This window comes from Halomarina pelagica (assembly GCF_024228315.1).
Classification (GTDB): Archaea; Halobacteriota; Halobacteria; order Halobacteriales; family Haloarculaceae; genus Halomarina; species Halomarina pelagica.
Genome location: NZ_CP100455.1, coordinates 358009 through 380105, shown reverse-complemented (window position 1 = coordinate 380105; position 22097 = coordinate 358009). Strand labels below are relative to the sequence as shown.

27 protein-coding genes are annotated in these 22097 nt (G+C 71.0%); 11 read left to right on the top strand and 16 right to left on the bottom strand.

All coding sequences use genetic code 11. The annotated features are described in order from the left end of the window. Window positions 1–85: 85 nt before the first annotated feature. Together NKI68_RS20350 and NKI68_RS20345 are read right to left on the bottom strand one after the other, a co-directional pair. Entirely contained in the window at window positions 86–673 is a 588-nt protein-coding gene (locus NKI68_RS20350; protein WP_254546579.1) for a hypothetical protein, read from the bottom strand. Between the two features lie 173 nt (window positions 674–846). Continuing rightward, entirely contained in the window at window positions 847–1659 is an 813-nt protein-coding gene (locus NKI68_RS20345; RefSeq protein WP_254546578.1) for a mycofactocin-coupled SDR family oxidoreductase, read from the bottom strand. Between the two features lie 313 nt (window positions 1660–1972). On the opposite strand from NKI68_RS20345, the gene NKI68_RS20340 reads away from it, so the two are divergent. Beyond that, window positions 1973–3508: an FAD-dependent oxidoreductase gene (locus tag NKI68_RS20340; protein ID WP_254546577.1), complete on the top strand. Its 1536-nt coding sequence runs from the start codon at window positions 1973–1975 to the stop codon at window positions 3506–3508. Between the two features lie 73 nt (window positions 3509–3581). Here NKI68_RS20340 and NKI68_RS23995 read toward each other — a convergent pair whose 3' ends face one another. Beyond that, window positions 3582–3872 carry a hypothetical protein gene (locus NKI68_RS23995; RefSeq protein WP_438267816.1) on the bottom strand — a complete coding sequence of 97 codons (291 nt, stop codon included), beginning with the start codon at window positions 3870–3872 and terminating at the stop codon, window positions 3582–3584. Between NKI68_RS23995 and NKI68_RS20330 the strand changes: the two genes are divergently transcribed. After that, window positions 3866–4225: a hypothetical protein gene (locus tag NKI68_RS20330; protein ID WP_254546575.1), complete on the top strand. Its 360-nt coding sequence runs from the start codon at window positions 3866–3868 to the stop codon at window positions 4223–4225. The genes NKI68_RS23995 and NKI68_RS20330 overlap by 7 nt on opposite strands. 82 nt (window positions 4226–4307) lie before the next feature. Here the strand turns inward: NKI68_RS20330 and NKI68_RS20325 are convergent, their stop codons facing one another. Both NKI68_RS20325 and NKI68_RS20320 read right to left on the bottom strand, forming a co-directional pair. Further along, the gene (locus tag NKI68_RS20325; protein ID WP_254546574.1) at window positions 4308–5831 is read right to left on the bottom strand and encodes a sulfatase-like hydrolase/transferase; all 1524 of its coding nucleotides are present in this window, start codon (window positions 5829–5831) and stop codon (window positions 4308–4310) included. Then, entirely contained in the window at window positions 5828–6754 is a 927-nt protein-coding gene (locus NKI68_RS20320; protein WP_254546573.1) for a glycosyltransferase family 2 protein, read from the bottom strand. Before NKI68_RS20320 ends, NKI68_RS20325 begins: the two co-directional genes overlap by 4 nt. Before the next feature lie 136 nt (window positions 6755–6890). Between NKI68_RS20320 and NKI68_RS20315 the strand changes: the two genes are divergently transcribed. Together NKI68_RS20315 and NKI68_RS20310 are read left to right on the top strand one after the other, a co-directional pair. After that, complete coding sequence (locus tag NKI68_RS20315) at window positions 6891–8027, top strand: glycosyltransferase family 4 protein (RefSeq protein WP_254546572.1); 1137 nt, start codon at window positions 6891–6893, stop codon at window positions 8025–8027. 87 nt (window positions 8028–8114) lie between these two features. After that, window positions 8115–8396, top strand: a complete 282-nt coding sequence (locus NKI68_RS20310; protein WP_254546571.1) for a hypothetical protein — start codon at window positions 8115–8117, stop codon at window positions 8394–8396. A 61-nt stretch (window positions 8397–8457) separates the two neighbouring features. On the opposite strand, the gene NKI68_RS20305 is transcribed toward NKI68_RS20310, so the two are convergent. The 4 genes from NKI68_RS20305 to NKI68_RS20290 all read right to left on the bottom strand — a co-directional run bounded on the left by NKI68_RS20305 (window position 8458) and on the right by NKI68_RS20290 (window position 12178). After that, window positions 8458–9783, bottom strand: coding sequence for a glycosyltransferase (locus NKI68_RS20305; RefSeq protein WP_254546570.1), 1326 nt, complete (start codon window positions 9781–9783; stop codon window positions 8458–8460). A gap of 11 nt (window positions 9784–9794) precedes the next feature. Then, window positions 9795–9935: a rubrerythrin-like domain-containing protein gene (locus NKI68_RS20300; protein ID WP_254546569.1), complete on the bottom strand. Its 141-nt coding sequence runs from the start codon at window positions 9933–9935 to the stop codon at window positions 9795–9797. Between the two features lie 122 nt (window positions 9936–10057). Then, window positions 10058–10282: a hypothetical protein gene (locus NKI68_RS20295; RefSeq protein WP_254546568.1), complete on the bottom strand. Its 225-nt coding sequence runs from the start codon at window positions 10280–10282 to the stop codon at window positions 10058–10060. 231 nt (window positions 10283–10513) lie between these two features. After that, window positions 10514–12178, bottom strand: a complete 1665-nt coding sequence (locus NKI68_RS20290) for an NADH-quinone oxidoreductase subunit D (RefSeq protein ID WP_254546567.1) — start codon at window positions 12176–12178, stop codon at window positions 10514–10516. 240 nt (window positions 12179–12418) lie between these two features. Between NKI68_RS20290 and NKI68_RS20285 the strand changes: the two genes are divergently transcribed. Genes NKI68_RS20285 through NKI68_RS20270 form a run of 4 tightly spaced genes read left to right on the top strand, consistent with a single transcriptional unit; the run spans window position 12419 to window position 15840 of the window. Then, entirely contained in the window at window positions 12419–12655 is a 237-nt protein-coding gene (locus NKI68_RS20285) for a hypothetical protein (RefSeq protein ID WP_254546566.1), read from the top strand. 38 nt (window positions 12656–12693) lie between these two features. After that, window positions 12694–13014 (top strand): hypothetical protein, encoded by a 321-nt coding sequence (locus NKI68_RS20280; protein ID WP_254546565.1) that lies wholly within the window; start codon window positions 12694–12696, stop codon window positions 13012–13014. 13 nt (window positions 13015–13027) lie between these two features. Then, window positions 13028–14560: a sulfatase-like hydrolase/transferase gene (locus NKI68_RS20275; protein ID WP_254546564.1), complete on the top strand. Its 1533-nt coding sequence runs from the start codon at window positions 13028–13030 to the stop codon at window positions 14558–14560. Continuing rightward, on the top strand, window positions 14560–15840 hold the full coding sequence (locus NKI68_RS20270; protein WP_254546563.1) for a glycosyltransferase family 4 protein: 1281 nt from the start codon (window positions 14560–14562) through the stop codon (window positions 15838–15840). The genes NKI68_RS20275 and NKI68_RS20270 overlap by 1 nt, the downstream gene beginning before the upstream one ends. Here the strand turns inward: NKI68_RS20270 and NKI68_RS20265 are convergent. Further along, window positions 15818–16669 (bottom strand): SDR family oxidoreductase, encoded by an 852-nt coding sequence (locus tag NKI68_RS20265; protein ID WP_254546562.1) that lies wholly within the window; start codon window positions 16667–16669, stop codon window positions 15818–15820. The genes NKI68_RS20270 and NKI68_RS20265 overlap by 23 nt on opposite strands. A 162-nt stretch (window positions 16670–16831) precedes the next feature. Between NKI68_RS20265 and NKI68_RS20260 the strand changes: the two genes are divergently transcribed. From NKI68_RS20260 to NKI68_RS20250, 3 genes are all read left to right on the top strand, one after another. Further along, window positions 16832–17359 (top strand): hypothetical protein, encoded by a 528-nt coding sequence (locus NKI68_RS20260; protein ID WP_254546561.1) that lies wholly within the window; start codon window positions 16832–16834, stop codon window positions 17357–17359. An 84-nt stretch (window positions 17360–17443) separates the two neighbouring features. Beyond that, window positions 17444–18103 carry a helix-turn-helix domain-containing protein gene (locus NKI68_RS20255; RefSeq protein ID WP_254546560.1) on the top strand — a complete coding sequence of 220 codons (660 nt, stop codon included), beginning with the start codon at window positions 17444–17446 and terminating at the stop codon, window positions 18101–18103. 146 nt (window positions 18104–18249) lie between these two features. Next, window positions 18250–18567 (top strand): DUF7553 family protein, encoded by a 318-nt coding sequence (locus tag NKI68_RS20250; RefSeq protein WP_254546559.1) that lies wholly within the window; start codon window positions 18250–18252, stop codon window positions 18565–18567. Between the two features lie 64 nt (window positions 18568–18631). Here the strand turns inward: NKI68_RS20250 and NKI68_RS23860 are convergent, their stop codons facing one another. The 6 genes from NKI68_RS23860 to NKI68_RS20220 all read right to left on the bottom strand — a co-directional run bounded on the left by NKI68_RS23860 (window position 18632) and on the right by NKI68_RS20220 (window position 22082). Continuing rightward, window positions 18632–19003 carry a KTSC domain-containing protein gene (locus NKI68_RS23860; protein ID WP_368410981.1) on the bottom strand — a complete coding sequence of 124 codons (372 nt, stop codon included), beginning with the start codon at window positions 19001–19003 and terminating at the stop codon, window positions 18632–18634. A 183-nt stretch (window positions 19004–19186) separates the two neighbouring features. Next, window positions 19187–19408 (bottom strand): hypothetical protein, encoded by a 222-nt coding sequence (locus NKI68_RS20240; protein ID WP_254546558.1) that lies wholly within the window; start codon window positions 19406–19408, stop codon window positions 19187–19189. A 198-nt stretch (window positions 19409–19606) separates the two neighbouring features. Beyond that, a complete protein-coding gene (locus NKI68_RS20235; protein WP_254546557.1) occupies window positions 19607–20035 on the bottom strand; it encodes a CBS domain-containing protein in 429 nt (142 codons plus the stop codon). A gap of 75 nt (window positions 20036–20110) precedes the next feature. Continuing rightward, a complete protein-coding gene (locus NKI68_RS20230) occupies window positions 20111–20491 on the bottom strand; it encodes a hypothetical protein (protein WP_254546556.1) in 381 nt (126 codons plus the stop codon). A gap of 119 nt (window positions 20492–20610) precedes the next feature. Further along, complete coding sequence (locus NKI68_RS20225; RefSeq protein WP_254546555.1) at window positions 20611–21168, bottom strand: uracil-DNA glycosylase; 558 nt, start codon at window positions 21166–21168, stop codon at window positions 20611–20613. 89 nt (window positions 21169–21257) lie between these two features. Continuing rightward, window positions 21258–22082: a hypothetical protein gene (locus tag NKI68_RS20220; protein WP_254546554.1), complete on the bottom strand. Its 825-nt coding sequence runs from the start codon at window positions 22080–22082 to the stop codon at window positions 21258–21260. Window positions 22083–22097 lie beyond the last annotated feature (15 nt).

The following is a 22097-nucleotide window of genomic DNA, read 5'->3' as shown; positions in this document are numbered from 1 at the left end:
ACCTCGACGACCGGCGACTCGCGAGCGACGGATCCGCGGCCGTGGCGCGGCGGGGTCGACCGCCCGACGCCGACCTCGACGGCCGTCAGTCGGTCGCCTCCTGCTCCGGTGACTCGGCGTCCGCCTCGTCGTCGTCCGCTTCGCCTCCTTCGTCGGGTTCGCGCTCGTCGACGCCGCCCGAGGCCTCCCCCTCGACGTGCTCGGATCGGTCGCGTCCGGCGCGCCGGTCGGCCCGATCGTCGCCGGTCGCCCCCGGGCGATCCCCTCGGTCGCCGTCCTCGCCGTCCGGTCCCGTCGAGCCGGCGATTCGCTCGCGCGCGTCCGTCGCCGCCGATCGGAGTCGCTCCCGCCGCCCGAGCGCGAGGGCGACGAGGCCGACGACCAGCATCGACTTGAGCAGGAGTCCGCCCTTCCCGGACCGGCGGTCGTGCTCTCCCGACGCCGACCGACGCCGGCCGCGCGCGTTCTTCGACCGCTTCCGCGATTCCGCGCGATCGGCCGCCGCGCGCCGGTCGGCCTCCTCGATCCCCTCGACGACCGCGTCCTTTATCGCCTCCTTCACCACCTCGCGCATCGCGATCCGTGCCCACTTCCCGACGGGGAGGCCGCCCGCACGCCCTCCCGCGCCGCTCAGCAGCGTCCCCCGGGTCGCGTCTTCGGTACGTGACGACATCGTGTCACCGAACGACAAGGTGGTTCAAGAGAGTTGGGTCTGCGATCTCACGGTCGGTGCGCCGCGTGCGCCGTGTGTGTCGCGTGCATCGGCACGGCCAGTTCGGTCGGCTCGGCTCGCACGTCGGGCCGGCGTTCCAACGAGGCGGGGCCGTGGTCCGCTCGGGATCCCGTTCAGAGGGCGGTCGCGCCCGCCGCCACCGGGATCGCGGTGCCGGTGACGAAGCGGGCGTCGTCGCTCGACAGCCACATGAACGCCGCGCTGACGTCCTCCGGTTGGAGGATGTCCGAGAAGAGGTTGTCCGGTCCCGACTGTTCGGCGATGGCGGCGATCTCGTCGTCGATCGTCTCGACGATGCCGCTGGTCATCTCCGTGTCCACGGCGGTCGGACAGACGGCGTTGACCGTGACGTCGTGCGGGGCGAGTTCCACCGCGAGCGTCTTGGTCAGCCCGACGACGCCGTGTTTCGCGGCCGTGTAGTGGCCGAGGCCCGGCGAGGCGGCGAGACCGGCCGTAGAGGAGGTGTTGACGATGCGTCCCCCCTCGCCGCGTTCGACCATGTGTCGCCCGACGTGCTTCGCGGTGAGCCACATCCCCTTCAGGTTCACGTCGAGCGTGTAGTCCCAGGTCCGCTCGTCGAGGTCGAGCAGGCCGGAGACGGGTGCCACGCCGGCGTTGTTCGCGAGGATGTCGATCCGGCCGAACGCGTCGAGGGCCTCCCCGACCGCGCGTTCGACCGCCGCCTCGTCCGAGACGTCCACCTTCACGCCGATCGCGTCCTGCCCCCGCTCCTCGACGAGGCCGACCGTCTCCTCCAGTTGCTCGCGGCCCGACAGCTCGTACGTCGAGTCCTCGTCCGTCTCGCAGACGTCGGTGACGACCACGTCCGCGCCGTTCTCGGCGTAGCGGAGGGCGTGTGAGCGACCCTGCCCCCTCGCCGCACCGGTGACGAACGCTACCCTCCCCTCGAAATCGTACTCGGCCATACACCACGGCTACCGCCACCGCCGACCTGATCCTTCGACCTGCATATGTCGACCCGGCGGCTCACGCCCCGTCGCCCCACCTCACCTCACCCCACCTCACCTCACCTCACCACCGCCCTCGATCCGACCGCACTCGGCCCTGACGACTCTCGACCCCGACCGCGCTCGACCCCGGCCGCACCTCACCACCCTCGTCGCGGACTCCGTCGCCGCGCTCGCTGTTCCGCCGTCGGATTCGCCAGCCGAACACGTATCCGGCGGTCGGGTCAATCACGATCACCTCACCGGGGGCGCAGGCCTCGGGTCGATACGCATGAGTGATGACGAATCCGCCGGAGACGGTACCGCACCGACGCCGACCGAATCGGTCTGGATCGACACGACGCCCGAGACGTCGTACGATCCGCTCTCCGCCGATCGGCGCGTCGACGTCGCCGTCGTCGGCGGCGGGATCACCGGGCTGACCGCGGCGGCCGAACTCGCCGACGCCGGCGAGGAGGTGGCCGTCGTCGAGTCGGGCCACGTCGTCGAGGGGGTCACCGGGCGGACGACGGCGAAGGTCACGGCCCAGCACGGGCTGATCTACGACCGGCTCAGGTCCACGGTCGGCGACGGGCTGGCCCGCCAGTACGCCGAGGCGAACCAGCGGGCCATCGAGCATATCGCCGAGACGGTCGAACGGCGGGAGATCGAGTGCGACTTCGGGCGGACGCCGGCGTACACGTACACTGACTCGCCCGACCGGCGCGACGCGATCGCCGCCGAGGTCGACGCCGCGACGGCGCTCGGCCTCCCGGCGAGTTTCGTCGAGGACACGCCGCTGCCGTTCGACGTGGAGGCCGCGATCCGGGTCGACGACCAGGCGCGGTTCCACCCCCGGGAGTACCTGCTCGCGCTCGCGGCGTCGATCGACGAGGCGGGGAGCCACGTCTTCGAGCGGACGAAGGCCCTGGAGATCGAGCGCGGTCGGCTCAACCGCGTCGTGACCGACCGCGGGACGGTGGCGGCGGAGACGGTCGTCGTCGCGACGCACTTTCCGATCCTCGATCGGCGGCTGTTCTTCGCGCGGCTCTACCCCGAACGGTCCTACGTGCTGGCGGTGCGGGCGAGCGACGTCCCGACGGAGGGGCTGTACTACAAGCCGGGCGAGCCGATGCGGTCGCTCCGCACGCACGTCGCGGGCCAGGAGGACCTCGTCCTCGTCGGGGGCGAGGCGCACAAGACGGGACACGGAGACGCCCCGGAGCGCTACGAGCGCCTCGAACGTTACGCCCGGAAGCGGTTCGACGTCGAGGAGATCCCCTACCGCTGGTCGACGCAGGACTACTCGACGCCCGACCGGATCCCGTTCGTCGGTCGCGCCGGCCCGACGAGCGACGGGATCCTCGTCGGGACCGGGTTCGGCGGCTGGGGGATGACCAACGGCACCGCCGCGGGGAGGCTCCTGGCCGACATGGCGCTCGGCCGACCGAACCCCTACCGGACGGTGTACGACCCGACGCGGTTCTCCTTCTCCGCGGTCCGCACCGCACTGAAGGAGAACGCGCACGTGGCGAAGGAGTTCGTCACGGGGTGGACCGACGGGTTGCGCGCCGACGCGGCGACGCCGGCCCCCGGCGAGGCCCGGGTGGTCCGTCACGACGGACGGCCGGTCGGCCAGTACCGCGACGAGGGGGGCGAACTCCACACCGTCTCCGCCGTCTGCACCCACATGGACTGCATCGTCGACTGGAACGACGCGGAGAAGACCTGGGACTGCCCCTGTCACGGCTCCCGCTTCGATCCCGACGGGAGCGTCCTGGACGGGCCGGCCGTCGAGGACCTCCCGAGACGATCGCCCCGGGACTGACCGCCGCGGTGGACCGCCGAACGGAGCCGCCGAGACGGCGATATCGCTGTAACGGCGACTGTAGGTACCTCGATCAGCCGTCCGAGCGGGGCGTCGCACCCTTCTCCGATGCCTGGACGTCGCCGACGCGGAACCAGCGTACGCCGTAGGGCTCGAGTTCGAGTTCGACCGTTTTCCCGTCGACGTCGTACCCGCGCTTCTCGAGGAGGTTCACGAGGCGAAGCGGTCCCTCCACGTCGAGGTGTATCGAGACGGTCCGGCGCTCGCCGCCGAAAGTCGTGGAGCGCGACGCACGTTCCGGGCCACCCTGAATGAGAAAGCAACGTGCTGAGGAGGCTAGACGTCCTGTCTTTCGATATGGCACTCGTCGATACGATCATCGTGTTCCTGATCGGCCTGATCGTCGGCGCGGCCGGCATCTACGTCGGCGCGCGCGTCATCACCGGCGCGGCGGACTTCACCTACGCCGTCATTACGGCGCTCGTCGCGTCCGCCGTCTGGGCGATCGTCGCCTTCCTGTTCGGCTGGGTCCCGCTGCTCGGTCCGCTGCTCGCGCTCGTCGCGTACCTCGGCGTCATCAACTGGCGGTACCCCGGCGGCTGGCTGAGCGCCGCCGGCATCGCGCTCATCGCGTGGCTGGCGTCGCTGATTATCGTCTACGTGCTCGCGCTCCTGGGCGTCGTCGCGCCCGACGCGGCCGGCGTCGTCGGGGCCTGAGGACGTCTCCCCGCGTCGACTTCTCTTCCTCCGACGACCGACGATAGTCGATAGCGAACGCCGGCCTGACGGACGGCCCGGGTCACCGATACCCGAGGCGGTCGAGTCGGCGTTCGAGGTCGGAGGAGAGTTCGCCGTCGGTCCGTCCGGGTCGGGTCCGGTTCTCGCCCGGCCACGACGGGAGGGCGTCGCGGAGCCGTCGCCCGATCGCCTCCGGCGGCGGGCGGTGAACCGCCCCCGGGAGTTCGATCGTCGTGTCCACGTCGTCCCCGCGCGAGACGAGGCGCTTCCACGTCTGCTCCCCACCCCGCACGTACGCGGCCTTCTTCTCGTAGCCGTAGCGGACCCCCTCGACGAGGACCACCCGCTCGTCCGGGATCGATCGGCCGAGCGGGACGGCGTCGGGGGCGTCGGGGAGATCGACGCCGACGACCTCGGCGATCGTCGGCGCGGCGTCGAGGAGCGACGTGAGCCGCTCCCTCTCGTTTCCACACCCGTCGGCGTCGGCGCGCGCGACGCCGAGACCCGCCGTCCGAACCGGGACGCGGACGACCGCCTCGTAGGGAGCGCCGCCGTGACCGACGCAGTGGGCGGGGCGCGGATCGGCGAAGTGCTCGGCGTGGAACGCCGCGCGCTCCCAGAACCCCTCGCCGTGGTCGCCGACGACCGCGAGGGCGACGTCTCCGCCCGCGAGGTCGCTCACGCGGTTGTGGTGGGCGCTCAGGCGGTTGTCGACGTACTCCACCGCCGCGTCGTAGAGCCGGCGACGGTGTCGTCGGAACCGCTCGACCGTCGGCGTGGGCTCGACGACGTCCTCGTGCCGCCAGCCGCGTATTCCGGGGAGGTCGGCCACCCCGTGGGCCTCCCAGTAGCCCGCCGGCGGATCGACCGGCTCGTGACAGTCGGCGAGGTGGAGGTACGAGAACGTCCGCTCCTCGCGGTGGTCGGCCAGCCACGCGGCGTGATCTGCGAGGAGTCGCGCCGCGGGGGCGTCCTCGTAGAGCGCGTGCGTCTCGAACCGCCCGCGGAGGGCGAGAAAGGGCACGACGAACCCGAACGCCCCGTAGGTCCGGTAGCCGGCACCCGCGAGCGCGTCCGACAGGAGCGGCTCGTCGTCGGGGATCGGCTCGGGAAGGCCGGTGACGTCCTCGACGGAGTCGGCGAACGAGTCCGAGCGACGCATCGCCCCGTGGTCGTGCGGGTACCGACCGCTCATGAGCGAGGCGATCGCGGGGAACGTCCACGTCGAGGTCGAGATCGCGTCGCCGCCGGAGAGCCCGGAGAGGAACGGAGTGCCGTCCCCGTCGAGGGCGTCCGCCCGGAGCGCGTCCACGACGACGCAGACCACGTGCTGCGGGGCGTCGGGAGCCGGCTCGCGCTCGGGGCGCTCCCTGGCGGCGAACCGCCGATCCGCCCGGCGCTCGCGCCGGCGGTTCCCCAGGGCGGTCCAGATCCCCGCCGCGCGGTCGATCGCCCCGTCCGGGACGACCTTCACCCCGTCCGGGACGACGTCGCGGAGTTCCCCGCCGGCGAGTCGGACGCCCGCCGTCGCCCGCGAGAGCGCCGCCGACGTGCGCCCCGGCCACGGGCCGAATTCCGGCCTCACGGCGCGATCCCCAGCCGATCGGCGGCGTCGATCCCGGGGCGGCCGAACACCGAGGCGACCGCCGTCGCGGCGTACCGCCCCCGCCGTTCGGGCGTGTGGTAGGCCGCCCGCGCGAACTCGACGGGCGCGCTCGGCGACCACGCCGACTCCTCGAGGTGCTTGTTCCCCGCGCGGTAGTGGGTCTGTCGGACCGCCGTCCGCCGGACCTCGTCGGGGTACCGATCGTAGAGGTCGGCGTAGCGGCGGACGAGGTACCGCCGTCCGTCGACGTGCGCCCACGAGGAGGAGAGCGTCCCGTCGGGCTTACCGCGTTCGACCAGCGGTCGGTCGACGTAGTCGAACCGCGTCCGCCGCGCGAGTTCGATCTTCATCCCCGAGTCGTCGGCCCCGTGGCGGTGCTCGAACGGGAGGAGGTCGTCGACCACCGCCCGATCGACGAGCATCGTCGACGGGACGCAGGGGAACGTCCGGAGCCGGAGCGCGTGTTCGAGCACGTCGCCGCGGACGTCCGGGATCGGATCGACGACGCCCCACTCCTCGTCGCGCAGGCCGGAGTAGACGACGCCGACCGCCTCGTCGGCCTCGAGCAGGGGGAGCTGCGCCTCGAACTTGCCCGGGAGGAGGCGGTCGTCGTCGTCGAGAAACTGGACGTACTCGCCGGTCGCGCGTTCCGCGCCGAGGCTCCGGGCGGCGTGCGGACCCTCGTCGCGCGCCTGGGCGACGTACTCGATCTCCCCTCCGTCACCTTCCCCGGTCCCGTCGAACGCCTCGACGACCGGGCGCGCGTGGGCCTCGCCCGACCCGTCGACGACGATCACCTCGACCGGCGCTCGCTGGGCGAGCGCGCCGTCGATCGCCTCACGGAGCCGGTCGTTGCGGTAGTACGTCGGAACGACGACCGAGACGGTGGGTCGGTTCGCCATCGCGTTCCGTTGGGGGGCCGGCCGCATCTCCGTCACGTCTGCATTTGCGCGCCCTGCGAGGGCAGACCCGTCGCTTAACCCGTCCGCCGACGCACCGTCGGCGAGGATCGCCACGCGGCGATCCGTCGATCAGACCATGGCACGGATAGCAGTCGCGCACGTCGACCTGACGGCGAAGGGGGGCGGCGAGGCGGTGTGCATGAACGTCCTCGAGGCCCTCTCGAACCACGACGTGACGCTGTTCACCGTGACCCGCCCCGACTTCGACGAGTTGAACGAGTACTACCGGACCGACGTGGCGGACGTCGCCGTCCGCCGACCGCGCCGCTCGAAGCGAGTACTCGACGCGCTCGAGGACGCGACCGGCGTCACGCTGTACAACCTCCGGAACGCCCTCCTCAACCGGTTCGTCGCCCGTCACGCGGGGCGGTTCGACGCCACCGTCGGCACGGACAACGAGCTGAGCGTCCCCGGCCCGCTCGTCCAGTACGTCCACACGCCCCGGTTCGCGCGGCTCGTCGTCTCGAAGCGCGTCGGCGAGGACAGCTTCGTCGACCACGCCTACGACCGCCTCTCCTACCGAGTGGGCGGGTACGACGCCGAGACCATCAGGGGGAGTCGCCTCCTCACCAACTCCTCGTGGATGGCGGACGTCGTGCAGGACGCCTACGGCGCGCGCCCCGAGGTGGTCCACCCGCCGGTCGACACGCACGGGTTCGACCCGCGCCCGTGGGAGGAGCGCGAGGAGGGGTTCGTGACGATCGGTCGGCTCGCCCCCTACAAGAACCTGGAGGACGTCATCGCCGTCGTCGACGGGGTGCGCGAGCGGGGCCACGACGTGCACCTCCACCTCGTCGGCCCGGCGTACGACGAGGGGTACCGCGAGCGCCTCGCCTCCCTCGCCGCCGACCGGCCGCACGTCTCGATCGAGGGGGAACTCCCGCGCGAACGGCTCGTCGAACTCGTGTGCACGCACCGCTACGGGCTCCACGCGAAGCGCCACGAGCACTTCGGGATGGCCGTCGCCGAACTCGTCGCCGGCGGCGCGCTCCCGTTCGTCCCCGACAACGGCGGACAGCGCGACATCGTCGACCGGCGGGCGCACCTCACCTACCACACCGTCGAGGACGCGATCGAGACGATCGACCGCGTCCTCTCCTCGCCGGACCTCCGGGCGGACCTCCGTCCGGACCCGGCGTCCGTGGAGCGACGCTTCGGCCGCGAGCGGTTCCGGCGCGAGGTGCGCGAGGTGCTCGACGACGCGCTCTCGTAGCGTTCGACGCGAGCGGAACGCGGAGCGCCGATCGCCCTTGCGATCGCCTGCGGACCCTTTTCCGTCCTGGCGCACCCACGGGGAGACATGGCCGACACGCCATCCGTCGAGGAGGTCGAGAAGGGAGACGACTACTACCACGTTCGGTTCCGCGACCCCGACGAGTTCGACACGATCCGAACGCCGGACTGGGCGGAGAACGCCGCCGGCTCCGTCGTCGAGGGGAGCGAGGTCCGCACCGGTCACGAGAAGGAGGGCGGCGACGACGACTGGGAGATCCAGAGCGTCCTCGTTCCGGTCGACGAGGTCGACGGCGAGGACGAGGCGAAGGACCGGGCGCAGGAGATCGCCGAGAAGATCGAGTCCTGAGCGGGACGGTCGGATCCCGGGCGCGGCCGTCGGCGAGCGCGTCGGCGTCGCCCGACGCGCCTCAGCCGTCCGCCAGACAGTCCGCGTAGACCGTCAGGAGGTCGTCGGCGTGATCGGCGAGTCGCTTCGGTTCGCGTACGCCGGCACGGAGGCGTTCGACGCGGCCGGGATCGGCGACGAGCGGGGCCAGCGCGTCGGCGAGCGCGTCCGCGTCGCCGACGGCGAACGTCACCCCGTCGACGCCGTCGGTGACGAGTTCCGCCATCCCGCCCACGTCGGCGGTGACGACCGGCACGCCCGACGCGTGGGCCTCCTGGATCACGAGCGGGCTGTTCTCGTACCAGACCGACGGGAGGACGAAGACGTCCACCGCCCGGTAGGGCGCGGCCGGATCGTCGTACCAGCCGTGGAAGGACACGTCGTCGCCGGCGGCGGCGGCCAGCCGCGCGTGGTAGTCGTCGCCCTCCGGGTCGAACCGGCCGAACACCTCGAGCGTCGCGTCCCCCGTCAGCCGGGAGAACGCCGCCAGCAGGAGGTGGACCCCCTTCTCGGGCGCGATACGTCCGGCGTACCCGATCCGCACCGGGGGTCCGTCGAAGCCGGTGTCCGCGAAGCGGTCGACGGGAATACCGTTGCGCCGCCGTACGACGTGCGCCGGCGGGACGCCGAAGGCGACGAAGCGCTCGCGCAGGAACGCCGACGGCGAGATCAGTCGATCGACCGCCTCGATCGACCGGCCCAGGGCGCGCTGGCGCGCGGCCACGGCGTCGGCGTAGAACTCGCGGGGGGCGTCCCCGGAACCGTCGCGCCGGGAGGACGGGGACGACTCGCCGACGGGGAGCGCGCCGCCGTCCGCCCGTCTCTCGCCCGGATCCGCCGACTCGTCCGCCGAGTCGATCCGCGAGAACGGCCGATCCGCGAGGTAACAGTCCGTGCACTTCGCCGTCGATTCGGGACCCACGCATCGCGACCCGTCGGGTCGGTAGAGCTGTTCGCGGTGACAGAGCGTCCAGAAGTCGTGCAGCGTCAGGAGGCACGTGACGCCGCGCGCGGCGCACAGCGACGGGATCGTCGCCGAGAGCCCCTTGAGGTGCTGCAGGTGGACCACGTCGGGGTCGACCGCCGCGAGGAGGTCGTCGAAGCGGGCGTCCACGTCCGGGGCGACCGGACCGAGCGGCACGCCGCGGTCGTCCTGAACGCCGGGGGCGTCGCGTTCCGGGAGGTCGTACACGTCGACCCCGTCGAGGTCGGCCCCGGCCCCTCGGGGGGTGGCGACGCCGACCTCGTGGCCCCGCGCGGCGAACGCCTCGGCGAGGCGTTCGGTGTAGAGTTCGGAGCCGCCGTAGGTGTCCGGCGGGAGGGCCTGGACCGCCTGCAGTATTCGCATTTCCGTCACCGTCAGTCGGTGTACTGCAGCCGCCAGCGGTCCAGCGTCTCGTTGACGAGGTCGCCGCCACAGTGCGGGCAGTCGCCCGGACGCCGGGTCGCCGTCACGTGGTGATCGCACGCGAGACACCGGTAGGTAAACTCCCGTTTCATACCGTTCGGTGGCGCGCCTCGCGGCTGTACCCTCACCCTGCAAATGCGGCCGCCTTATCCGTGTTCGACGCGGACGGCGACCCGATCGGAGCCGGGACTCGAAAAGAAGCGGTGTGGCGTCCTCACATCATCCGCCGCATCCGATCCATCCGGTCCGACATGTTCGACTGTTTGTAGTAGCTCGCGAAGGCCAGGATGGTCGGCGGCCACAGACCGACGAACAGGCCGCCTGCCTTGTTCCCGCGCAGGTAGAACTGGTACCACGCGAACAGGACCGACGCGGCCGCCGCGAGCAGCGCGGGGTCCGTGCTGGCCTCCTCCGCCATCCTCATCTCCTCTTCGGCCATCTGGCTCGATCGGCCAGATTGTTGCTGGAATAGGTCCATCGCACCTCCGACTACTCGTGTCACTTCCTAAAGTATTTGGTCAGCCGCGTCGAGAGAGATCGGGCGGAGTATATCGTCGACCGGATTGAGACCGACGAGGGGGACAGATGGCCCGGCGGGAATCTTCGCGTCCGGTACCGGACGGCGGTGCGACGTTCGTCCGAGCCCGGGGCGGACGGTGGGAGCACCCGCCTACCGATCGACGCTCCCGAGGACGATGTCGAGGCTGCCGAGCGAGGCGATCAGGTCGGGGATGTACTCCCCCACGGCCATCTCCGGGAGGGCGGAGAGGTTGTGGAAACAGGGGCTTCGGATCTTGAAGCGGGCGGGGCTGTTGGTCCCGTCCGACCGGATGTAGACGCCGAGTTCGCCCTTCGCGATCTCGACGGCGCGGTAGATCTCCCGGTCGGTGTCGGGTTTGAGGGTGCGGGGGACGTTGCTCTGGATCTCGCGATCGTCTTCCGGCCAGTCCTCGAGCAGGTCGAGACACTGTTCGACGATCTTCGCGGACTCTTCGACCTCGCGGAGGCGGACGAGGACGCGCGCGAAGTTGTCACAGCCGTCTTCGACGACGACGTTCCAGTCGAGGTCGGGGTAGTACCCGTAGGGGTCGTCCCGCCGCAGGTCGTAGTCGACGCCGGATCCGCGCGCGACCGGCCCCGTACAGCCGTAGTCCTTCGCCACGTCCGGTTCGAGGACGCCGGTGTCGACGGTTCGTATCTGGAAGATCTCGTTGTTCGTCAGGAGGTCGAAGTACTCCTCCATATTCGGGGGGATCCGGTCGAGGAAGTCGCGGGTCTTGTCGACGAATTCCTCACGGGGTTCCGGCAGGTCCCAGCAGACCCCGCCGAGGCGGAAGTAGTAGAACATCATCCGCTGGCCGGTGAGGTCCTCGAGGATGCTCTGGACGAGTTCGCGGTCGCGGAACGCGTACTGGAAGATGGCGGTGAAGTCGCCGTAGACGTCGAGCGCGAACGTCCCCACCGCGAGGAAGTGCCCCAGCATGCGGGCGAGTTCGGTCGACATCGTCCGGAGGACCTGCGCGTACTCCGGCACCTCGATCTCCGCGAGGTCCTCGATGGCGCGGGCGACGGCCCACTCGTTCGGGAGGTTCGCCGTGTAGTCCCAGCGGTCCGAGTACGGGATGATCTGGTGGCGGTAGGTGCCCTGCTGGCACATCTGTTCCTCACAGCGGTGGAGGTAGCCGATGTCGGGATCGACGTCGGCGACCTGTTCGCCGTCGAGCGTCGTCTTCAGGTGCAACACCCCGTGGGTCGCCGGGTGGTGCGGGCCGACGTTGAGAAAGAGCGTGTCGGGGTCCCCCGTTCGCGTCTCCGACTGGAGCAGGTTGGCGTGCTCGCGGAGGGCGACGATCTGGGGCTGCTCGATGTCGTAGTCGAGTCGAAGGGGATGACCCTGCCAGGTCTCCGGGAGCAGGATCCGCCGGAGATCGGGGTGGCCCTCGTACTCGATACCGAGGAGGTCGTAGGCCTCCCGCTCGTGCCAGTTGGCCGTCTCGTAGACGGGTACCGCCGTCTCGCTCGCGGGGTCGTCCGTCGGCACCGGCACCACCACGCTCACCTCCTGGGTCGGGTCGGCGAACTTCTTCAGGTGGTAGATGCTCTCGAAGCGATCCTCGTACTCCTGGGCGGTGAGACACGACAGGTGGTCGAAGCCGGCCTCGTCGCGGAGCGCGAACAGCACCGCCTGTACCTCGTCCGGTCTGACGACGAACGCCTCCGCGTTGACGTGCGATTCGCGGCCGACGACGCGGTCGCCGAGGAGTTCCTCGAGGTCGTCGTGATCGACGCCGCTGGCCCGCTCGCCGTCGTCCTCGGTGGTTCGTTCGTAACTCATGATGGACGTGCTCCGGAGCCGCCGTCGGCGCGTTGGGGGGACGACGCGGGGGGCCGACTGACGTCGTCCCCGGTGCGCGGTCCGTGACGGATCCGGCCGTACGGTCCGTGACGAGACGGGGGCTAATGAATGGTCGGGCGACGATCGTCGGGAGAGGAGGCCTCCCCTCTCCCGATCCGTCGCCCGGGCCGACTTCCACCGACCGCGGACTGTTACAGGCGTATCACTGTAACGGGACGGGTGACGACCGGGGAGTGTGACGGCGAAGAAAGCGCGGCAGCGACGCCGGCAATGGCGGCGATGGCGGCGATGGCAGCGACGGCGGCGATGGCGGCGATGGCGGCGGTGAGGACGAGCACGACCGGCGACGACGGTCGGGCGACGGGCGGTGGACGGCGGTGGACGGGCGGTGGACGGCGGGCGCTCACCGTCGGGAGGTCGTCCTTCGAAACGGTACAGTCAGGTACCCTTACGTAGCGACTAAGGCCGACTCGCCAGAACAACGAACGCGAACGATGAGTGACGACGAGCACGCGGAAGGCGGATCGACCGAGCGCACCGCGACGACCGAGCGCGCGCTGGTGCGGGACGTGATCGAGGAGTACGACGGGTACCCCGCCCACCGTCGCGGGTCGGAGGGACAGGGCGACCGGGGACTGCTGTGCATCGGCTTTCGGGACGGGGGGTCCACGATCGGCGACGACGACGTGAAGGAACTGTCGTGGAACGAGTTCTTCGAGGAGTTCGACGGGAAGGGGCTCGCGCTCGTCTACCCCGAGTCGCTGGCCGAGGACGAGCGGGACGACCTCCACCTGGTGTCCCGGGAGAACCTGTGACGGCGGTGTTCGGATGACCGGGCCCACCGGTTCGACGGGGGGCGCGGACGCGCCGGCAGACGGGTCGCGACCCAACGTCCTCCTCCTCGTGGTCGACGCGTGCCGGGCCGACTACACGTCGCCCTACGCGCCCGGCGTGGACTGGACGCCGGCGTTCGAGGCGCTGGGTCGGGAGGGGACGGTCTTCGAGCGCGCCGTGAGCGCCGCCCCGTGGACGCTCCCGAGCGTGACGAGCGTCCTGACGGGCGACTACCCGCACGAGCACGGCGCGACCTCGCGGGGCTTCGCGATGCGGGGGGAGCGAACCGTCGTCCACCAGCTCGCGGCGGCGGGCTACCGCTGCGTCCACCTCTCCCCGACGACCTGGATCGGCGACTGGCTCCCGCAGGGGCGAGGGTTCGACCGGGTCGAGGAGTTCACCGGGCCCCAGCACCGCCGCTTCGACGGCGGGCGCGACGTCCGCGACCTCACCGAGGGCGTCTCGCGGGGGATCGAGTGGTACGCGACCGCGATCCGGCGGTCGCTGTCGTCCTCGTCGCCGCTCCGGAGCCTGGCGAACGCCGCCGCGTTCAAGGTCTCGGAGGCGACGGGCGACGTCTGGGCCGACGACGTGCGCGCGAGCGAACGAGCCGCCACCGTCGCCGACGACTGCTTCGCCTCGTTCGCGGACGACGACCGCCCGTTCTTCGCCTACGTCCACCTGATGGACCCCCACCTGCCGTTCTACGTTCCGCCCGAGTTCGCCTCCGACGTCCGGCCGCCGGGGTGCGCGACCGACGAGGAGGAACGCGAGTACGTCCGGGTGCTGATGGACGACCTCTGGGAGATACGGCTGGGGGAGCGCACGCTCACGGAGGCGGAGATCCGATTCCTCCGGGCGCGATACGCCGACGAGGTCGCCTACGCCGACTCGGTCGTCGGGCGCGTCCTGGAGAGCCTCGACCGACACGGCCACGCCGAGGAGACGCTGGTCGTCCTCACGGGCGACCACGGCGAGCACCTCGGCGAGGCGGTCGCCGGGCGGACGCTCCTCGACCACCAGACGTCGGTTCGGCTCCCGCTGCTCCGCGTGCCGCTCGTGCTCCGCTATCCCGGCGAGTTCGACGGCGACGACCGGGACGACCTCGTCCAGACGAACTACGTCGCCGACACCGTCCGCGCGCTCGCCGAACTCGAGTACCGCCCGTCGCGGTCGCTGCTCGATCGCGACGCGGCGTATACGCGCGACGCCGCGCTCGCGGAGTACGCCGGCGTCGTCGCCTCCCACCCCCCCGATCACCTCCCGACGGACCGCCTGTTGCGCCCGCGCGCGACGGCCATCGCCGGCGAGTGGAAGCTCGATAGGGTGGGCGGCGAGCGGCGCGCGGCGAGGATCGACTGGGCGGCGAACCGCGAGGTCGCCGTCGACGAGGGGAACCTCCCCCAGGCGATCCGCGAGACGCTGGCGGCGACGCTCGACGACGCCGTCCCGCCGCGGCGGGAGTCGGCCGACGGGTCGATCCCGAGCGACGTCGAGCGGCGGCTGGAGGACCTCGGGTACCGCTGATGCGCGTCCTCGTCCTCTCGGACGGCTACCCGCCGTGGGACCGCGGCGGCGCGCAGACCATCGCCGCGCAACTCGCGAGGGGGTACGCGCGACGGGGACACGACGTGTCCGCGCTCGCGACGGTGGCGGACCGCGACGACGTCGGTCGAAGCGCGAGGGAGGGCGTGACGGTGTACCGGACGTACAGCCCCCACCCCGATCGGCTTCTCCCCTACCTGACCGTCCACAACCCGTTCGCGGTCGGACCGTGTCGCCGCCTCCTCGACCGCCTCGCGCCGGACGTCGTGCACGCCCACAACGTCCACTGGCTGTCGAATGGGTGCCTTCGAGCGGCCGCGCGGCGGTCGATCCCGGTCGTCAAGACGTTCCACGACGCTGGCACCGTCTCCTACGGCGAACTGACGCACTTCGTCGAGGACGTCCCGGTCGGCGAGGGGCGGATCTCGGCCGCGGCCTACCGGGTCGACCCCTGGTACCAGTTGAAGCGCCAGCGGCTCGGGTACTTCCCGCTTCGCAACCGCCGAAACCGCCGCTGTATGGACCGGTGCGTCGACGTCGGCGTCGCCGTCAGCCGCGAACTCCGCCGGGCGCTCCGCGCCAACGGCGTCCCCTGCGACGAGGTGATCCACAACGGCGTCGACGTCGAGCCGTTCGACCGGGAGACGGGGGACGCCGAAGCGTTCCGCGGGAGGCACGACCTCGGCTCGTCGCCGGTGGTGCTGTTCGGCGGCCGGACGGGGTACAACAAGGGCGGTCGCCACCTCGCGGCGGCGTTCGCCCGCCTCGACCTCGACGACCCGCCCGCGCTCCTCGTGACCGGCGACTCCGCGTACGTCGACCGGATGCGGGAGGTCGCGGAGGCGGCGGGCGACCGCATCGTCTCGACGGGCTGGCTCGCGCGCGAGGGGCTTCGAACCGCCTTCGACGCGGCGACCGTCGTCGCCACCCCGTCGGTCCACCTCGATCCGTTCCCGACGGTCAACCTGGAGGCGTTCGCGGGTGCCACGCCGGTCGTCACGACGCGGTTCGGCGGGGCGCGGGAACTCGTCGAGCACGAGCGCGACGGACTCGTGGTCGATCCGCGCGACGTGGACCGCCTCGCGGCCGCGCTCTCCCGCCTGCTCGACGACCCCGACCTCGCGGCGGCCTACGGCGCGGCCGGCCGACGGAAGGTGGAACGGTCGTTCACGGTCGAGGGGCAGGTCGACGCCTACCTCGACGTGTTCCGGGAACTCGTCGACGGGCCGACGGGCCGTCCTACCCGCGGTCGACGAACTTGAAGAAGCGGCTCGTCTCGCCCTCGTTCGTCGTCTCCTGGTAAACCATCGCCAGGTCGTTCTCCTCGAACGTCTCGAAGAACTCGTCCCAGGAGATCGGTTCGAGCGACTCGTCCTGCCCGTCCGCTCCCTCCTCGAAGTCGAACCGGAGGACGCCGGGGTCGCCGTCGCCGCCGGTCCCCTCGACGCTCGCGGGCCGGGCGTCTCGCTCCTCGGCCCACTCCCTGATCGTGTCGTGGTCCGTCGTCTGCGTGCTCTCGCCGGATCGATCGTCGGACATCGTCGCCGCTAGCGCCAACCGCGGCTTAGTGTTGCTGCCGGCGATCGCGGGGCGCGTATGACCGGTGCCCGAACGGGCCGTTCGCCGGCGCGCTCGCTCTACCGGGATCCGCCGTCCCCAGTCGAGGAGCAGCCACGCGAACAGCGCGAGCACCGACGCCGCCGCGGTGCCGACGGCGGCGACGAGCGCGCGGTGGGTCGTCGCCCACAGCGTGCGACTCGTCCCCCGCGCCCGGTCGTCGAACCGGCCGTGCGCTCCGAAGTCGGCCTCGACCGGCTCGAACAGGTTGTCGGGGCGGTCCGCGTCCGACGGCTCGTCGGTCATCTGCGCGTCCCAGGCGTCGTGGGCGAGCATCCGATCCAGTCGACGGGGGAACAGGCGGTTGGCGACGATCGACTCGACGGTCGACCGCCCGACCCACAGTTCGTCGCGGTCGTGGTCGACCGCCCACGTGACCGCCCGGGCGGCCACCTCCGGCTGGTAGATCGGCGGGACCGGCTGTGGCCGCCGCGAGGGGTGATTCCGGACCTGTTCGAACTGCGGCGTGTTCATGTCTTTCACCGGTCTGCTCTCCGAGCGGCGTCCGCCCCCACGTCCGGGACTGTCGTACAAAAGTGCGTGCGACGGTCCGGACGTAACCGAACGACATCGCGTCGTCCCGGCAAAGACTTATCGACGTCTGCGTCGAAGCCCGTTTTCGGGTGTACCGAAGCCATGATTTTACGCAGGACGCTGACCGGCGAATCGGACGCGGGACCTCGGGAGCGGTTCAGGCGGTCGGTCACCGCACTCCTCGAGGGGCGACGTGTTCGGGGACTCGTGATCGGGATGGTCGCGGGCGGGATCGCGACGGCGGTCATGTCGTGTTTCAGGGTGCCGATCTCGCGCTCGCCGCCGCCGCCCGCCTGGTTCTGGGCGAAGTACGTCGCCGGCGGCGAGCCCGGCGATCACCTCGTTCCCGCGGGCGTCCTCCACCTGGCGTACGGAATCGGCGGCGGGGCCCTGTTCGGGGCGCTCGTCGCCGCCCGGGAGGGCGAACCGGAGAGCGTGAGCGAGAGGCGAGCCACGCTGCTCGGTCTGCTCTACGGACTGTTGCTGTCGGCGTTCGGCGTCTCGGTCCTCATGGAGCGCGTGCTCGACCTGAACCTCGAACCCGACGAACGGTTCGTCTTTCACGTGGGCCACGTCGTCTACGGGCTCACGCTCGGTACGTGGTTCGGCGCGAACGCCGGTGAACGGTAGTTCCGCGAGAACGACGGAATAAATTCACATCGAAAGGGAAAAACTTATATATCGATGGCGGTCGTCCTCCCCGAAGAGGTTCCAATGAGCATCGCCACATTCCGCATACCGGCAGGAGACCTGGCACTCGAGCGAACGTTCGAAGCGATCTCGGACTTCCGGTTCGAGATGGCGCAAGTCGTGGCGGCCGAACCCGGGGCGGCGATGTCGTTCGTTCGGGTGTGGGGACCGAGTCGGGAGGAGGTCGAGGCGGCGTTCGACCTCGATCCGAGCGTGGAGACGTTCACCGCCGTCTCGCAGCGAGGCGAGAGCTGGCTCTACGAGGTCGAGTGGGGGAGCGTCCGCCTGTGCGTCCTCAGGGAGATCCTCTTCGAGGGCGACGCGATGATCCTGTCGATCAAGGGGCGGAACCGCAAGTGGGTCGTCCAGTTGCTGGTGCTCGATCGGAGCACCCTCTCGCGGATCGTCGACAACGCCTGGGAGCACGACTTCTCGATCGACGTGACGCGCATCACGGAACTGGACGCGGAGTCCGCGAGCCCGGGGGAACTTACCGAGGAGCAGTACGTGACGCTGATGACGGCGGTCGAGAAGGGCTACTTCGAGATCCCCCGGCGCACGACGATGGAGGAACTCGCCGACGAACTCGGCATCACCCACCAGGCGCTCTCCGAGCGGTTCCGCCGCGGCCACCAGACCCTGATCGAGACGGCGCTCGAGGGGCGACCGCCCGGCTTCGAGTGATCGAGCGGCCCGGATCGCTCGACCCCCGGTGCGTCGGACCGGTACCGTCAGCCGGACGCCGCGGAAGCAGTCACCGTCGCGCGCGATGACTCTCTCCGAGAGAGACGGCCGACAGCGTATTCCGCGCGTCGCCCGTACCGCCCGACATGTCCGATCGACCGACCCGCATCCGCGAGGAGCTACAGCGCGCCAGCGACGCCGCGGACGAGGACAGGGAGATCAGAGAGCAGTTGCGCTCGATCGACGAGGGGCTGATGGAACTCGTCGACGGCGACAAGACGACGGACGAACCGCCGCACCCGGACCGCCTCGCCGAACTCGAGGAGAAGCTCGCCGGCCTCAGCGAACGCGCCGACGGGGAGACGAGCCGACACGTCCGAACCGCGGCGACACTGCTCGACGAGTACCGGGAGGAGCGGGCGGAGCGAGAGTCGGGGGAGTCGGGGGGTTCGAGCGGGTCGTGACGATCGCCGTTCACGTCCTGTCGGCCCGATCGTCTCAACCCGCCGATCGGGCTCCGATCGCGGCCTACGCGATCCGCAGGTAGTGGTACGTCCCGCGGACGTTGTCGTGGAAGTACCGACCCTTCGAGCTGGCGCTCGACAGCCCCTCGTAGACCGCCCTCGGCACGTCGAGATAGCGGTAGATCCGGCCCCCCTCGAACTCGACCTCGAGCGCCAGCGCGTCGTCGTCGTACCCGACGCTCTCGATGCTGCTCGAGGAGACCGGGTGCCGCCACCGCCGCACGCACCGGAGACTGCCGTAGGGGACGTACCCGACCAGTTCGTCCGCCCCGTCGTACAGGCGGACGCCGTGCTCGGTCTCCTCGATCGCGGCGCACTCGATCGACTCCCCGCCGACGGTGATCGCCTTCATGCTCGCCCGTACGGCGTGCGTCACCCTCAATGCTCGGTCGAAGCGTCGTCCGATCCCCCGAGATCGCGGACGGTCGTCAGCGCGTGACACTCCCTTTGATCGGAGTTCACGACCGGTACGGAAACAACGTCGTTACAGAGATATCCCTGTAACAGAACGGATGGGACGACAGTCCGCACCGATCCGTCCTGCCTCGACCCGCCCGCGTCACCGCCTGGCCCAGCTCGAAACCGACACCCCGGGGTCGGTCGTCCCCGGCGGACAGACGCTCCTCCCGACCCGCCGGCTGTCCGTGGAGACGTGCTGGAAGGTCAGCTCCGTCGGCGGCGGCGTGCAATTCGCCTCGACGGTGACCGAGACCAGCCCGACGAGCGCGTACGCCAGCAGGTAGACGACGGGGAGTTCCCACGCGAGCCACCACGTCTCCATCGTGTAGAGGAACGACAGCCCGACACGAGGAGCGCGCCGGCGATGCCCCGTCCCCGGTCCCGGAGTTCGTCTCCGATCGTGTCACCCATCGTACGTGGTTGACACGGTGAGCGGTAAAGGCGTTCTGCCGACGGCGCTCCGCGACGACCGGGGCGGACGAACGGAAACGCTCGTCGGCCTCGTCGCCGTCGAGATCCGTCAGTCGGGCGAGTAGCCGGGCGACTGGGCCTCGATGACGTTCGCGACGAACGTGAGTTCCTCGCCGATCGTCGCCACGACGTCGTCCAGGGTGACGATGCCCGTCAGTTTGCCCTCGTCGTCGACGAGGGGGGCGCGACGGACGCGCGACTCGCCGAACTGCTTTATCGCGTCGTACCCCTCGGCGTCCGCGTCGATGGTGAACACCTCGTCGCCGATGAGGTCGCCTGCGGTACAGGAGTCGGGTTCCTCGCCGCGTCCGATCGCGAGCGCGACGTCGCGATCCGTCACGACGCCGACCGGTCTGTCGTCCTCCGTGATCACCACGTCGCCGGTTCCCTCCGACTCCATCGTCTTCGCGAGGTCCATCACCGTGGCGTCCGTCCCCGCCGTGACGACGTCCTGGGTCGCGAGCTTGCTGATGGGCATGACGACGCATGCTCGGTTCGCGACGGCAGTGAACGTGCCCCTTGCATTTGTCAGGGCTCGGCGCGCGCCGGCCGCTCACGCGCGGTCGAACTTACGCCCGAGCGAGTCCCGCACGGTCAGGTCCCGGAGCACGGCGTCGATGTCAGACGGCCCGTCCTCGGCGCGTTCGAGCGCGGCGTCGAGTTGCTCCATGCAGGCGACCAGCGCGGCCGCGGCCGCCTGCCAGGTGGTGAGGCTACAGACGAACTTGCTGCTCGGCGTCGCGGTACCGCCGAAGTCGCAACTCATCACCCAGACGTGCTGTCCGGGGTCCTCTGCGACCTGGGAGCCGAGTTCCACCTTCCGGATCTGTACGGCCAGCGAGCGCTCCGAGTGGACGAACTCGAAGAGGCCGTTCTCCACGCGACCGGGGGTCCAGTCGGGGGGGAGATCGTACTGTTCGAAGGGCGAGTGCATGGGTTCACCGAACAGGTTCGGCGGCTCGGTATGAAGGTGTTCTGCTTGAATTCCCCCGGTCCCCGTCTCGCGCGCGCCGGCGACGGCGTCGAGCGTGCCCCGACGAGCGCGACGGGACGTCAGTCGAGGCCCACCTCGGACGCGACCGTCCGGAGGTCCTCGACGAGCACCGGGTACTTGCTCCGGTCGTAGAGCGTCGCCGCGGGGTGATAGACGGGGACGACGACCCGTCCGTCGCGCTCGACGGGCCGCCCGTGGAGGTCGGAGATACCCTCCCCGACCGACAGGAGTTCGCGGGTGGCGAAGTTCCCCAGCGGGGCGACGACGGCGGGATCGACGCGCTCGATCTCGGCCTCCAGCACCGGCCACCACGCGTCGATCTCGGCGCGCCGCGGGTCGCGGTTGTTCGGCGGGCGGACCTTCACCAGGTTGGTGATGTAGAGCGACCCCCGGTCGAGGCCGACCGTCTCGAGGGCGGCGTCGAGGCGCTCGCCCGCGTTCCCGACGAACGGTTCGCCCCGCTCGACCTCGCGCGCGCCGGGGGCCTCCCCGAGGAGCATCACCTCGGCGTCGAGCGGCCCCGTCGCGGGGACGAACCGCTCGCGGTCCAGGAACTCGTCGGGCACGGTCGAGAGGGCGTCCTCGAACGCCGATTCGAAGCTCTGATCGGTCGTCATCGTTACCCGGGGCTTGGCACCGGGCTCCGAAAAGTGATGCGCCCGGGGCGACGTCGGAGCGCACCCGCCGCGGCGGACGCGGCCGACAGTCACGGGCCCCCGTCGGACCCATCGACGCCAGGTTCCCCGTCCAGCGAGTACCGCCACGCGTCCTCCCCGACCCGATCGACGCCCGGGATCTCGGCGAGGCGGTCCTCGATCGACGCGAGAGCCTGGGAGCCGAGCGCCGATTCGAGGTCGTCCGCCGTCGCGCGCCCCCGCTCGAAGAGGAGCGCGAAGGCATGCGAGAGCGCGTCGGCCTGCGCGTCGCTCCGCGCCAGGTTCGCGATGGCGTGCTTCGCGCTCCCGTACCGCTCGCCGTCGTCGGTCCCGAGCACCCGTCGGCCGTCAGCGGTGCCGTCGGCCGGCTCGGCCCCCTCGTAGCGCCACCGGTCCCCGTCGTCCGGCGGCACCACGCCGGGCAGCGCGGCCAGCCGATCGCGGACGAGTTCGCGCCACCAGTCGCCGTGATCGTCCCACCCCGCCGGGGCCTCGGCGTACACGGCGTCGATTACCTCGCTCGACGTCGCCTCGCGCCACTCCCGGAGGAACGTGACGGCCCGCTCGACCGCGTCCTCGGCGTCGGGCGGGAGGTCGAACGCCGCGATCTCGCGCGCGACGCGGCCCGGGACGTCCCCCGTCTCGCCGGTCGGGTCGTCGCCGCGCGCCCGGAGCGCGCGCCGGCCGCTCGGCGCGATGGCGTACGCCTCGCCGACCTCGTACGCGAGTCCGTCGTCCGCGAGGCGGGAGAGTCGGTCGTCGATCGCGTCCGCGGGGAGACCGCTGTCGGCGGCGAGACGCGCCACGGTGCGAGCGCCCGCCGCGAGTCGCCCGAGGATCGCGAGGTCGTCGTCCGTGAGGTCGGTCGTCACCACGCCGGGTGGTACTCG

Excerpts from the sequence above, each read along its gene's own strand:
- NKI68_RS20230 (WP_254546556.1), bottom strand. The coding sequence starts at position 20,491 with ATGCACTCGCCCTTCGAACAGTACGATCTCCCCCCCGACTGGACCCCC.
- NKI68_RS20295 (WP_254546568.1), bottom strand. The coding sequence starts at position 10,282 with ATGGCCGAAGAGGAGATGAGGATGGCGGAGGAGGCCAGCACGGACCCC.
- NKI68_RS20235 (WP_254546557.1), bottom strand. The coding sequence starts at position 20,035 with ATGCCCATCAGCAAGCTCGCGACCCAGGACGTCGTCACGGCGGGGACG.
- NKI68_RS20315 (WP_254546572.1), top strand. The coding sequence starts at position 6,891 with ATGGCACGGATAGCAGTCGCGCACGTCGACCTGACGGCGAAGGGGGGC.
- NKI68_RS20310 (WP_254546571.1), top strand. The coding sequence starts at position 8,115 with ATGGCCGACACGCCATCCGTCGAGGAGGTCGAGAAGGGAGACGACTAC.
- NKI68_RS20265 (WP_254546562.1), bottom strand. The coding sequence starts at position 16,669 with ATGAACACGCCGCAGTTCGAACAGGTCCGGAATCACCCCTCGCGGCGG.
- NKI68_RS20275 (WP_254546564.1), top strand. The coding sequence starts at position 13,028 with ATGACCGGGCCCACCGGTTCGACGGGGGGCGCGGACGCGCCGGCAGAC.
- NKI68_RS20255 (WP_254546560.1), top strand. The coding sequence starts at position 17,444 with ATGAGCATCGCCACATTCCGCATACCGGCAGGAGACCTGGCACTCGAG.
- NKI68_RS20225 (WP_254546555.1), bottom strand. The coding sequence starts at position 21,168 with ATGACGACCGATCAGAGCTTCGAATCGGCGTTCGAGGACGCCCTCTCG.
- NKI68_RS20330 (WP_254546575.1), top strand. The coding sequence starts at position 3,866 with ATGGCACTCGTCGATACGATCATCGTGTTCCTGATCGGCCTGATCGTC.
- NKI68_RS20345 (WP_254546578.1), bottom strand. The coding sequence starts at position 1,659 with ATGGCCGAGTACGATTTCGAGGGGAGGGTAGCGTTCGTCACCGGTGCG.
- NKI68_RS20270 (WP_254546563.1), top strand. The coding sequence starts at position 14,560 with ATGCGCGTCCTCGTCCTCTCGGACGGCTACCCGCCGTGGGACCGCGGC.
- NKI68_RS20280 (WP_254546565.1), top strand. The coding sequence starts at position 12,694 with ATGAGTGACGACGAGCACGCGGAAGGCGGATCGACCGAGCGCACCGCG.
- NKI68_RS20290 (WP_254546567.1), bottom strand. The coding sequence starts at position 12,178 with ATGAGTTACGAACGAACCACCGAGGACGACGGCGAGCGGGCCAGCGGC.
- NKI68_RS20350 (WP_254546579.1), bottom strand. The coding sequence starts at position 673 with ATGTCGTCACGTACCGAAGACGCGACCCGGGGGACGCTGCTGAGCGGC.
- NKI68_RS20305 (WP_254546570.1), bottom strand. The coding sequence starts at position 9,783 with ATGCGAATACTGCAGGCGGTCCAGGCCCTCCCGCCGGACACCTACGGC.
- NKI68_RS20340 (WP_254546577.1), top strand. The coding sequence starts at position 1,973 with ATGAGTGATGACGAATCCGCCGGAGACGGTACCGCACCGACGCCGACC.
- NKI68_RS20260 (WP_254546561.1), top strand. The coding sequence starts at position 16,832 with ATGATTTTACGCAGGACGCTGACCGGCGAATCGGACGCGGGACCTCGG.
- NKI68_RS20320 (WP_254546573.1), bottom strand. The coding sequence starts at position 6,754 with ATGGCGAACCGACCCACCGTCTCGGTCGTCGTTCCGACGTACTACCGC.
- NKI68_RS20250 (WP_254546559.1), top strand. The coding sequence starts at position 18,250 with ATGTCCGATCGACCGACCCGCATCCGCGAGGAGCTACAGCGCGCCAGC.
- NKI68_RS20300 (WP_254546569.1), bottom strand. The coding sequence starts at position 9,935 with ATGAAACGGGAGTTTACCTACCGGTGTCTCGCGTGCGATCACCACGTG.
- NKI68_RS20240 (WP_254546558.1), bottom strand. The coding sequence starts at position 19,408 with ATGGAGACGTGGTGGCTCGCGTGGGAACTCCCCGTCGTCTACCTGCTG.